Here is an 11,906-nt window from a genome sequence, read left to right as displayed (position 1 = left end):
GCCATGCGTCGAAACCAGGTGGCCGTGGTCGGCGCGGCCGAGACCACCGAGCTCGGAATCATCCCGACGATGTCGCAGATCCAGCTGCATGCGGACGCGGCGCTGAATGCCATCGCCGATGCCGGGCTCAAGCTGTCGGACATCGACGGCTTCGCCACCGCGGTCGAGACGCCGCAGCAGATCTGTCATTATCTCGGCATCACGCCGACCTGGGTCGATGGCACCTCGGTCGGCGGCTGCTCCTTCATGCTGCATGTCCGCCACGCCGCGGCTGCGATCGAGGCCGGCCTATGCAAGACCGTGCTGATCACCCACGCCGAGAGCGGCAAATCGATGATCGGCAAGCTGCCGCGCTCGATCCCGCCGGACAGCCTGCAGGGCCAGTTCGAGGCGCCGTTCGGCGTCTACGGGCCGCCCAGCATGTTCCCGATCCCCGTGCTGCGCTACATGAAGACGTACGGCATCACCCATGAGCAGTTGGCGATGGTTGCCGTCGTACAGCGCGAATGGGCGGCAAAGAACCCGCGCGCGATGATGAAGGACCCGATCACCGTCGAGGACGTGCTGAACTCGCGCATGATCGCCTACCCGTTCCGGCTGCTGCAATGCTGCCTCGTCACCGATGGCGGCGGCGCGCTGATCCTGACCTCGGCCGATCGCGCCAAGGATTTTCCGCAGAGGCCAGTCTATGTTCTCGGCACCGGCGAAAGCGTGGAGACGCCGATGGTCAGCCAGATGGAGACGTTCAATTCATCGCGCGCCTTCAAGGTCGCGGGCCCCCTCGCCTTCAAGGAGGCCGGCATCGGCCATGCCGACGTCGACCATCTCATGATCTACGACGCGTTCGCGCATCTGCCGCTGTTCGGTCTCGGTGATCTCGGCTTCATGCCGCATGAGGAGACCGGGCCGTTCATCGCAGCCGGTCACACACGGCCAGGCGGCAAGCTGCCGCTCAACACCAACGGCGGCGGCCTATCCTACATGCATTCGGGCATGTACGGCATGTATGCGTTGCAGGAGAGCGTGCGCCAGATGCGTGGCATCGCCCCGGCGCAGGTACCAGGAGCCAAGATCTCGGTGTGCCACGGCGTCGGCGGCATGTTCGCCGCATCGGGGACGATCATCTTCACCAACGAGAGGTAACGACGCTCGCCGTTCCGGTCGCTCTCTTTCGTTTTGTCGTCATGGCCGGGCTTGTCCCGGCCATCCACGTCGTCCGGTGCCCTCGGAACGACGTGGATGCCCGGGACAAGCCCGGGCATGACGGAGCAACATATCGGCAGGCAGCCCGGCTGATCTGAGCCGTCTCGTCAAATGCAATAGCCCTGACGCAAACGGGGCAGGATGAACAGCACATCACGCTAAGGAGAACCTCTCATGACCAAATCGCTGCAGGACAAAGTCGTCATCGTCACCGGCGCCGGCCGCGGCATCGGGCGCGAGATCGCGCTGCTGTGCGCCGCCGAAGGCGCCAAGGTCGTGGTCAACGATCCCGGCGTCGCCTCCGACGGCTCGGGCACCAGCGCAGCGCCGGCGGAGGAAGTGGTCGAGGAAATCAAGAAGCGCGGCGGCACGGCGGTGGCGAATTTCGAGAGCGTGTCCGAAGCGATCCCGGCCAGCAAGATCGTGAAGGCCGCCACCGACCATTTCGGCAAGCTCGATGGCGTGGTCAACAATGCCGGCATCCTGCGCGACATGATCTTCCACAAGATGAGCATCGAGGCGTTCGAGCAGGTGATCAAGGTCCATTTGATGGGCTCGTTCTACGTCGCCCACTCGGCCGCACGGCTGTTCCGCGAGCAGGAGAGCGGTTCCTTCGTCCATTTCACCTCGACTTCGGGCCTGATCGGCAATTATGGCCAGGCCAATTACGCCGCGGCGAAGCTCGGCATCGTCGGCCTGTCGAAGTCGATCGCGCTCGACATGGGCCGCTTCAACGTGCGTTCCAATTGCGTCTCGCCGTTTGCCTGGAGCCGAATGATCGGCACCATCCCGGCGGAGACCGAGGCCGAGAAGGAACGCGTCGAACGCATGAAGCGGATGGGGCCCGAGAAGATCGCGCCCGTCGTCGCCTATCTGCTCAGCGATGCCTCGAAAGACGTCACCGGCCAGATCTTCGCCGTTCGCATGAACGAGATCTTCCTGATGAGCCAGTCGCGCCCATTGCGCTCGGTGCACCGCGGCGAAGGCTGGACGCCGCAGACCATTGCGGAGCATGGCATGCCGGCACTGAAGCCGTCGTTCTACAAGCTCGATCGTTCCGCCGACGTGTTCGGCTGGGACCCGATCTGAGATTTGCAGCGCGCAAAGTCCATTCGCAGCGCACACACTCTCAAGTTGTTTTTTATCGAGACGACCCGCACGTCGCCACGATTCTGTCGTATGGTCGCCTCCCAACAAAAAAATGGGAGGACACATATGACGACTCCACGACACGACGTCGCGCAAAACTCGCTGGTCGGAGCAGATGGCTTCGACAGGCGCAGATTGCTGAAAGGAGCCGCGGCATTCGCCGCTGCCGCGGCAACCGTGACGTCAGCATCGGCTGCAACCGTCACGCCCTTCGGCCAGACCGGGGCACCGACAATCTCGACAGATCCGCTGCCTCTCGGTCCCTTGCCGGGCAGCCGCTATCCGGACTCTCACCTGGAGTCGTCGAAAAAGCCCAAGCTGTCATTCGGGCCGGCGGAGTTTCCGGCCTTCGCGGGCACGATGGCCGTAGAACGCGTCGCGACCGGAATGCGCTGGGCCGAAGGCCCGGTCTATTTTGCCGCCGGTCGCTATCTGCTGTTCAGCGACATCCCGAACAATCGCATCATGCGGTTCTCCGAGGACGATGGTCACCTCAGCGTCTATCGGCAGCCGTCGATGAATTCCAACGGCAACACCATCGATCGAGAAGGACGGCTGATCACGTGTGAACATAGCGGTCGGCGGGTCACTCGCACCGAGCTCGATGGCTCGATCACGATCATCGCCGACAGCTATAATGGAAAGCGATTGAATTCGCCGAACGATGCAGTGGTCGCGGCCGACGGCGCAATATGGTTCACCGATCCGGTCTACGGCATCGGTGGCTTCTATGAGGGCCTCAAGGCGGCGCCCGAGCAGGACAAGCACAATGTCTATCGGGTCGATCCGAAATCGGGAGAGGTCAAGGTCGTTGCCGACGACTTCGTCGAGCCCAATGGGCTCGCCTTCTCACCCGACGAAACGAAGCTTTACGTCATCGACACTGGCTTCACCGACGGGCCCGACAATCCCGCGCATATCCGCGTGTTCGACGTCGATCACGCCGCCGGCAAGCTGACGAACAGCAAGGTCTTCGCCGAAATGCCTAAGCCCAGCATCTCCGACGGCGTCCGATGTGATCGCGACGGGCGGGTCTGGTGCTCGGTCGGCTGGGGCGATCCGAACGAGGACGGCGTACGTTGCTATGCCCCGGACGGAACGTTGCTGGGCAAGATTCACATTCCGGAAACCGTCGCCAATCTGTGCTTCGGCGGCCAGCAGCGTAATCGGCTCTACATCTGCGGCTCGACGTCGCTCTATGCGGTCTATACGAGTGCGCAGGGTGCGCTGAAGCCCTGAAGATAGCGAATGGCGAATAGGGAGTAGCGAATAGACCCTCTATTCGCTACTCGCCACTCGCCCTCATCCCGTATTTCTCAACCCCGCCGAGATGCCGTTGATCGTTAGTTGAATCCCGCGCAGCACCTGCTCGTCCGGGTTCTGCGCGCGATGCTCCTTGAGCAGCTCGACCTGCACGTGGTTGAGCGGATCGAGATAGGGAAAGCGGTTGCGCACCGAGCGCTCCAGCAGCGGGTTGCCCTGCAGCAGCCGCTCCTGCCCCGTGATGTCGAGCAAAGTCTCGATCACCAGATTCCATTCGCGCCGGATGCGGCCGAAGATCTTTTCGCGCAGGGCCTCGTCCGGGACCAGCTCGGCATAGCGCGAGGCTATGGCGATCGAGCTCTTGGCGAGCACCATGTCCATGTTCGACAGCAGCATGCGGAAGAACGGCCATTCCTGATAAAGTTCGCGCAGGAACGGCATGCCCTGCTCCGGATTTTCCGCGATCCAGGTCTCGACCGCGCTGCCGAAGCCGTACCAGCCCGGCAGCATCAGCCGGCACTGCGCCCAGGAGAACACCCAGGGGATCGCACGCAGGTCCTCGATCGCGCGGGTTTTCTTGCGCGAGGCCGGGCGGCTGCCGATGTTCAAGGTCGCGATCTCGTTGATGACGGTCGAGGCCCAGAAATAGTCGACGAAGCCGTCGGTCTCGTAGACCAGGCCGCGATAGGCCTTGAACGCGAGCTCCGAGAGCCGGTCCATCGCGGTGAGATATTCGCGCTTCGGCGCCGGCTGCCGCGGATGCAGCAGGCTGGCCTCGAGCGTCGCGGCGGCGAGAATTTCCAGATTGTTACGTCCGACCTCGGCGTTGGAATATTTGCTGGAGATGATCTCGCCCTGCTCGGTGATGCGGATCTGGCCGTTCACCGCGCCGCCCGGCTGGGCGATGATGGCGTCGTAGCTCGGTCCGCCGCCGCGGCCGACCGATCCACCGCGGCCGTGGAACAGCCTGAGCCGGATGCCGTGGCGCTCGAAGATGTCGACGAGGCCGATCTCCGCCTTGTAGAGCTCCCAGCCCGAGGTGACGAAACCGCCGTCCTTGTTGCTGTCGGAATAGCCGAGCATGACCTCCTGCACGGCGCCGCGGCTGTCGACCAGGCGGCGGTAATCGTGCAGCGCCAGCATGCGGTCCATGATGCCGCTGGACGCCTGCAGGTCCTCGATCGTCTCGAACAGCGGCACGATGTTGACGGCGCAGCGGCCCGAAGGGTCGATCAGGCCGACCTCCTTGAGCAGCAGTGCCACCTCGAGCATGTCCGACATGCCCTTGCACATCGAGATGATGCACTGGGGAATCACGTCGGCACCGAACGTCGCGTGCGCCTCGGCGGCCGCGCGGAACAGCGCGAGCTCGCCGACGGTCTCGTCGCTGTACTTGACGAATTGCGACACCAGCGGCCGCGCATTGCGCAGCTCGCTGACAAGCAGGCCGACCCTGGCATCCTCGCTCAGCGCCATATAGGACATGCCGGGCATCGCGGTGTCGATCAGCTCGGCGACGGTGCGCTCGTGCACCGCCGAATTCTGGCGGATGTCGAGCCGGGCCAGATGGAAGCCGAAGCAATCCACTGCACGCCGCAGCAGCCGCAGCCGCCCGCGGGCGATCACCTCGGCATTGTTGGCGATCAGCGAGTGATGCAGCACGTCGAGATCATCCTGCATCTGCTTGACGCTGTCGTAAGGCGCCACCGCCGCCACGGGAAGGCGGCTGATCTGGATACCGAGCTTCTTCGCCGTCGCCGCCAAGCGCGCATAGATGCCGGACACCGCCAGACGATATGGCTCGCCGCGACGATGCGGCGACGTGTCCGGCGAGCGCTCGGCCAGCGCACGCAGCTCCTCGGAGACATCGGCGAGATGCGCGGCGATGGACAGCTCGCTGCCGAGCAGATGCAGTTCCTCGAGATAGTAGTGCAGCGCCAGGCTGGATTGCAGCTTGAGCGTCCCGCGCATCACCTCGGCGGTGACGAACGGATTGCCGTCCCGGTCGCCGCCGATCCAGCTCCCCATTCGCAGGAACGAGGCGAGATCGCCTGCCACCTCCGCTCCGTCATTGAGCCGATCCTCGAGCGAGCACAGCAGACGCGGCACCTCACGCAGAAACGTGTAGTCGTAGAACGACAGCCCGTTGGTGACCTCGTCGAGCACCGTCAGCTTGGTCCGGCGCAGCAGGTTGGTCTGCCACAAGGTCAGCACGGCGCGGCGCAGCGCCTCGTCATTGGCCTCGCGCTCGTCCGGCGTCAACTGCATCCGCTCGCGGCGGTCGAGCAGCATCGCGATCTCCATCTCGCGATCCATCGTGCTCTTGCGCCGCACCTCGGTCGGGTGCGCGGTCAGGACCGGACTGACCAGCGCCGTCGAGAAGAACTTGCGCAGATCGGAAGCCTCGAACCCGGCGGATTTGGCGTGAGCGAGCGTCGCCGCCAGCATGCCGGACCCGCCATTGGAGTCGCTCCTGGCACGCATGCGTCGGATGTTGTTCTGGTCCTCGGCAATGTTGGCGAGGTGCGAGAAATAGCTGAAGGCGCGGACGATGCGGACCGTCTCAGCCGTCGTCATGCCGTCGAGGATCTGCTCCAGCTCGCGCCGCGCCTGGCGGTCCTCGTCGCGGTGGAAGCGCACCGAGGTCTGGCGGATGCGCTCGACGAGGTCGAACAATTCGGCGCCTTCCTGGTCGCGGACGGTATCGCCGAGGATGCGGCCGAGCAGCCGGATATCGTCCCGGAGCCGCGCGTCCTCCTCCATGGCCTGCGCCTCGGCGGCGCGGTTGGGACGGATTTCCTCTGTCATGGCTTGCGGCGACATGGATGCGCTCTCCAGCAGCTGCCCATTTACGGGTCAGTCTGCCGTATCTATACCGCAGCGCAAGATCAAGAAAGAGGCGTCGCCTGCCCTATTCAATGTCGGTCTCGCCTCCTTTCGCCGCCAAGTGCGGGCCCATCATCATATTTTCCGCCCCGCCTGCTCCCAATGGGGATCGCGCAGCCGCCGCTTGAAGATCTTGCCGGAGTCCTCGCGCGGCAGCTTCTCGTGGATCTCGATGTGCTTGGGCACCTTGTAATCGGCCAGCGACGCTCTCAGCCGGGCCCTCATCTCCCCAATGTCAAGCGTCACGCCCGGCTGCGGCTCGACCACGGCCATCAGGGCTTCTCCGAACTCGGCATCTGGGATGCCGAACACGGCGCAATCATGCACGCCGGGCACGGCATGCAGCACGGCTTCGATCTCGGCGGGATAGATGTTTACGCCGCCAGAGATCACCATGTCGCGCTTGCGGTCGCACAGGAAGACGTAGCCCTCGGCATCGATGTAGCCGACATCGCCCGAGGTGATGAAGCCGTCGCGGTCGATCTCGGCACGCTTCTCCGGCTTGTTGTGATAGGTGAAATCCGGATTGCCCGCGATGCGCGAATAGATCTCGCCGATCTCGCCCTGCGGCAGGATGCGACCGTCCTCGCCGAGAAAGCGCAGCTCCGCGCCCGGCGAGACCTTGCCGACGGTGCCGGGCTTGCGCAGCGCGTCCTCGGAGGTCGCGAAGGTCACGGCACCGGATTCGGTCGAGCCGTAGAACTCGTAGATGACCGGCCCCCACCAGTCGATCATCGCGCGCTTGACGTCGGCCGGGCACGGCGCGGCAGCGTGAATGACATGGCGCAACGACGAGACGTCGTAGCGGCGGCGAACCTCCTCCGGCAGCTTCATCAGCCGGATGAACATGGTCGGCACCATGAAGATGGTATCGATCCGCTCTGTCTGGATGACGTCGAGAAACGCCTCCGGCTCGAAGCGCGGCATCAGCACCAGCGCGCCGCCGAGCCGGCCCGCCCGCAGGCCGAAGGCGTTCGGCGCCGAATGATACAGCGGCCCCGGCAGCAGCGCGCGCGCGTTCGGCTTCAGCCCGTAGATCAACGCGCGCATGCGCTCGGCCGAGGCGGCCTGCTCCACCGTCGGCGCACTGCGGCGGACGCCCTTGGGATGACCGGTCGTGCCGGAGGTGTAGATCATGTTCTGCGGCTGCGGCACCTGCGGCCCCTCGTACGGGCTCTGCTGTGTCAGCCAGCTTTCCAGGTCGGTCGCGAACTCCGGTGTTGCGAGCAGATCCGCGTCGATCTTGTAGTTGGACAGGATCTCCGGCGGCGTCGGCACGCTGAGCACGGTGCCTCCAGGTGGAATCAGGCCGCGAAGCTGATGCAGCAGATCGGCGTGACCGATCAGCACGCGCGTCGCGGAGTCCTTGAGGATGTAGTCGATCTCCTCCGGCTTGAAGTGCCAGTTCACCGGCACGCCATAGGCGCCCAGCCGCATCGCGCCATAGGCCGCCTCGATGAAGGCGATGTCGTTGCGCATCAGCATGCAGACGCAATCGCCCTGGCGTACGCCGAGTTGCGCGAGGCCGCTGGCGATCCGCGCGGCGCGGTCGGCGATTTCGGCGTGGCTGCGCCGGCGCTCGCCGGAGATGATGCCGCAGAACAGGGAGGACGTTTCCATTTTCTTTGTTATCCGATCTGGCGTCGGTTTGAGTTTCCGCCATCAATCCGGGGCGATGCGCCGCGACAAAACGGCGGTGCCGTTTTGCGCGGAGCATCGAACTCAGGTGCGCAGTTGCGCACCGGAGAATCTCGAGATTCCGGGCCTGCTCCTTCGGAGCATCCCGGAATGACGGACTCAGTCCGCAAACTTCGGCGCGCGCTTCTCGATGTTGGCGCGCACCGATTCGAGCTGGTTCGGGCTGCCGATCAGCTTCTGCTGCTCGACCGATTCGGCGAGCAGCGCCGGCCCCGGATCGACCGAGAGATTGTTCAGCATCCGCTTGGCGGCGCGGATCGCATCCGGATTCTTGCCGGCGATCTCACGCGCGGTCTCCAGCGCAGCCGCGCGCGGATCGGCGCAGATGCGGGTGACGAGGCCGTAGGACTGGCCTTCCTCCGGCGAGAACACCCGGCCCGTGTAGGTCAGCTCGCGCAGGATGTCGTCGCGCATCAGGGTGGCCAGGATCGGCGTGCCCGCCATGTCGGGCACCAGACCCCACTTGATCTCCATGATCGACATCTTGGTGTCCGGCGCGACGTAGCGCATGTCGGCGCCGAGTGCGAGCTGGAAGCCGCCGCCATAGGCGACGCCATGCACTGCAGCAATCACCGGCACCGGCAACTGCCGCCAGCCCCATACCGCTTGCTGCGCGAAGTTGGCCTTGCCGTGGGTGCGAACGGTGAGGTCGCGCTTCTCGCCGCCGGGTATGCCGTTGCCGCCGGAATCCTTCATCGCCGCGAAGCGGCCCATGTCGAGGCCAGCGCAGAAGGCGCGGCCCTCGCCGGACAGCACCACCGCCCGCAGGCCCTTCTCCTTCGACAGCCGGTCGGTCGCCGCGACCAGCGCCTCGAACATCTCCATGTCCAACGCATTCATCTTGTCGGCGCGAACCAGGCGAACATCGGCGACGCCGTCCTTGATCTCGATCGCGAGGCGGTTGTCCATCGAGCGGTCTCCCTACGGATGTCTTTGTGACTTTACAGAAGGCTGTCGGAGCGATTTAGTCAATCGACCAATTAACTCACAACATGTCAGGCGGAAACTCCCATGTTCAAGGACAATCTCCTCGAAGGTCGACGCATTCTGGTGACCGGCGGCGGCACGGGCCTTGGCAAAGCGATGGCTGCACGCTTCCTGCAACTCGGCGCCGAAGTGCATATTTGCGGCCGGCGGAAAATCGTCTGCGACGAGACCGCGACCGAACTCATGGACCTCTACGGCGGCCGTGTGGCCAGCCATGGCGTCGACATCCGCAATGCCATGGCGGTGGAGGACATGATCGAGGCCATCTTCCAGGAAGGCGGTCTCACCGATCTCATCAACAACGCGGCCGGCAACTTCATTTCCCGCACCGAGGAATTGAGCCCGCGCGGCTTCGACGCGGTCGCCAACATCGTGATGCACGGCACGTTCTACGTGACGCACGCCGTCGGCAAGCGCTGGATCGCCGCGAAGCAGCCGGGCAACGTCGTCTCGATCACGGTAACCTGGGTGCGCAACGGCTCGCCTTACGTGGTGCCCTCGGCGATGAGCAAGTCGGCGATCCACGCCATGACGATGTCGCTCGCGACTGAATGGGGCCGCTACGGCATCCGCCTCAACACCATCGCACCCGGCGAAATCCCGACCGAAGGCATGAGCAAGCGCATCAAGCCCGGTGACGAGGCCGGCGCGCGGACCAAGGCGATGAACCCGATGGGTCGGGTCGGCACCATGGAGGAGCTGCAGAACCTCGCGGTGTTCCTGATCTCCGGCGGCTGCAACTGGATCAACGGCGAGACAATCGCGATGGACGGTGCCCAGGCGCTGGCGATGGGCGGCAACTTCTATCAGCTGCGCGACTGGAGCGACGACGACTGGACCAAGGCCAAGGAGTCGATCAAGGCGCAGAACGAAAAGGATCGCGCGACGCGCACGAGCTGATGGCGCAATCACCCTGTTGATCGGCGATCTGCTCCCTGTAGACTGATCGAGAGATGCTTGCTCCGGCGCAATCCGGGGCGAGGACCACGACAAGACATCGAACAAAGAACAAGACGCAATCGGAGGGGAAACATGTCCGTCACGACGGCAGCGTCGACGCTCGTCGACGTCGTGCGCAGGCAGGCGGAAGCGCTTGGCTCCGCCACCGCCTATGAGTTCGAAGGCCGCCTCACCAGCTTCGCCGCATTCGACCGCAAGACCAACCAGGTTGCCAACGCGCTGAAGGCGATCGGCATCAAGCCGCATGAGCGGATCGCCTATTTCGGCAAGAACAGCGACATCTATTTCGAGCTGCTGGTCGGCGCCATGAAGGCCAACGTCGTGATGGCGCCGGTGAACTGGCGCCTCGCCGGTCCCGAGGTCGCCTTCATCGTCGAGGACTGCAAGGCGCCTGCCCTGTTCGTCGGTCCCGAGTTCGTCACGATGATCCGCAACATCCGCGACCAGATTCCGAGCGTGCGGCACATCATCACCACCGAAGGCGGCGCGCCGGAATGGCAGGACTACACGGCTTGGCGCGACGCGCAGAGCGCCGACGATCCCGGCGAGGCGATCACGCCGCAGGACATCGCGCTGCAGCTCTACACCTCCGGCACCACCGGCAAGCCGAAAGGCGCGATGCTGTCGCACGCCAACTTCCTCAACCTCGTCAACACCGGCAATCCCGAGGAGAAGCCGGACTGGAATAAATGGACGACCGACGACGTCTCGCTGATCGCGATGCCGATCTTCCACATCGGCGGCTCCGGCTGGGGCCTGATGAGCCTTTACCACGGCGCCCGCGGCGTGATCGCGCGCGAGTTCGATCCCACGAAGATCCTCGACTTCTTCGAACAGTCCGGCATCACCAAGCTGTTCATGGTGCCCGCCGCGATGCAGTTCGTGGTCCGGCAGCCGCGAGCGCGGCAGGTCGACTTCTCGCGGCTCAAATACATGCTCTACGGCGCCTCGCCGATCCCGGCGGCGCTGCTGAAGGAATGCATCGAGGTGTTCAAATGCGGCTTCGTGCAGATGTACGGCATGACCGAGACCACGGGCACCATCATCGCGCTGCCGCCCGAGGATCACGTCGAAGGGCTGGAGCGGATGCGCTCGGCCGGCAAGCCGCTGCCGGGCGTCGAAGTCGCGATCATCGATCCCTCGGGCAACCCGCTGCCGCCGCGGCAGGTCGGCGAGATCGCCACCCGCTCCGGCTCCAACATGACCGGCTACTGGAACCTGCCGGAGGCGACCGCACGCACGCTCGGTAAGGACGGCTGGCTGCGCACGGGTGATGCCGGCTACATGGACGAGGACGGCTACGTCTACATCCACGACCGCATCAAGGACATGATCATCTCCGGCGGCGAGAACATCTATCCGGCCGAGGTCGAGAGCGCGATCTGCGACCACCCCGATGTCGCCGAGGCCGCCGTGATCGGCATTCCCGACGAGAAATGGGGCGAGGCCGTCAAGGCGATCGTCGTGATGAAGCCCGGCAAGCGCGCCACCGAGACCGACATCATCAATTTCACCCGCACCCGCATCGCCGGCTTCAAGACGCCGAAGAGCGTGGACTTCCTCGACGCCCTGCCGCGCAATCCCTCCGGCAAGATCCTGCGGCGGAATCTGCGCGACCCGTACTGGGCGGGCAAGGATCGGCAGGTGAATTGATCAAGAACGAGGTGCTCGCTGAGACATTCTGGATCGCTTCGCCACGCTCGCGATGGCGTGGAGAGAGGGTACGCTCCTTCCACGCCGTCATTGCGAGGCGCCCTTGC

At 64.6% G+C, this 11,906-nt stretch carries 8 protein-coding genes; 5 read left to right on the top strand and 3 right to left on the bottom strand.

Going from position 1 to position 11,906, the window contains the following annotated elements; all coding sequences use genetic code 11:
- Positions 1-3: 3 nt before the first annotated feature.
- From QX094_RS24065 to QX094_RS24055, 3 genes are all read left to right on the top strand, one after another.
- Complete coding sequence (locus QX094_RS24065; RefSeq protein ID WP_315749200.1) at positions 4-1,143, top strand: thiolase C-terminal domain-containing protein; 1,140 nt, start codon at positions 4-6, stop codon at positions 1,141-1,143.
- Between the two features lie 234 nt (positions 1,144-1,377).
- Complete coding sequence (locus QX094_RS24060) at positions 1,378-2,292, top strand: SDR family oxidoreductase (protein ID WP_316188167.1); 915 nt, start codon at positions 1,378-1,380, stop codon at positions 2,290-2,292.
- A 420-nt stretch (positions 2,293-2,712) separates the two neighbouring features.
- Entirely contained in the window at positions 2,713-3,591 is an 879-nt protein-coding gene (locus tag QX094_RS24055) for an SMP-30/gluconolactonase/LRE family protein (protein WP_315714998.1), read from the top strand.
- A gap of 63 nt (positions 3,592-3,654) precedes the next feature.
- Here the strand turns inward: QX094_RS24055 and ppc are convergent, their stop codons facing one another.
- From ppc to QX094_RS24040, 3 genes are all read right to left on the bottom strand, one after another.
- Entirely contained in the window at positions 3,655-6,438 is a 2,784-nt protein-coding gene (gene ppc, locus QX094_RS24050) for a phosphoenolpyruvate carboxylase (protein ID WP_315714928.1), read from the bottom strand.
- Between the two features lie 138 nt (positions 6,439-6,576).
- Positions 6,577-8,121: an acyl-CoA synthetase gene (locus QX094_RS24045; RefSeq protein ID WP_316185187.1), complete on the bottom strand. Its 1,545-nt coding sequence runs from the start codon at positions 8,119-8,121 to the stop codon at positions 6,577-6,579.
- A 177-nt stretch (positions 8,122-8,298) separates the two neighbouring features.
- Positions 8,299-9,108, bottom strand: coding sequence for a crotonase/enoyl-CoA hydratase family protein (locus QX094_RS24040; RefSeq protein WP_315826366.1), 810 nt, complete (start codon positions 9,106-9,108; stop codon positions 8,299-8,301).
- A gap of 102 nt (positions 9,109-9,210) precedes the next feature.
- On the opposite strand from QX094_RS24040, the gene QX094_RS24035 reads away from it, so the two are divergent.
- Both QX094_RS24035 and QX094_RS24030 read left to right on the top strand, forming a co-directional pair.
- Positions 9,211-10,086: an SDR family oxidoreductase gene (locus tag QX094_RS24035; RefSeq protein WP_316164380.1), complete on the top strand. Its 876-nt coding sequence runs from the start codon at positions 9,211-9,213 to the stop codon at positions 10,084-10,086.
- A 132-nt stretch (positions 10,087-10,218) separates the two neighbouring features.
- Positions 10,219-11,799 (top strand): fatty acid--CoA ligase, encoded by a 1,581-nt coding sequence (locus tag QX094_RS24030; protein WP_316185185.1) that lies wholly within the window; start codon positions 10,219-10,221, stop codon positions 11,797-11,799.
- Positions 11,800-11,906: the final 107 nt, after the last annotated feature.

Origin of the sequence: Bradyrhizobium sp. SZCCHNS1050, assembly GCF_032484785.1 — a bacterium.
Classification (GTDB): domain Bacteria; phylum Pseudomonadota; class Alphaproteobacteria; order Rhizobiales; family Xanthobacteraceae; genus Bradyrhizobium.
Note: the sequence above shows the minus strand (reverse complement) of the source record. Positions and strands in the feature narration are given on the sequence as shown.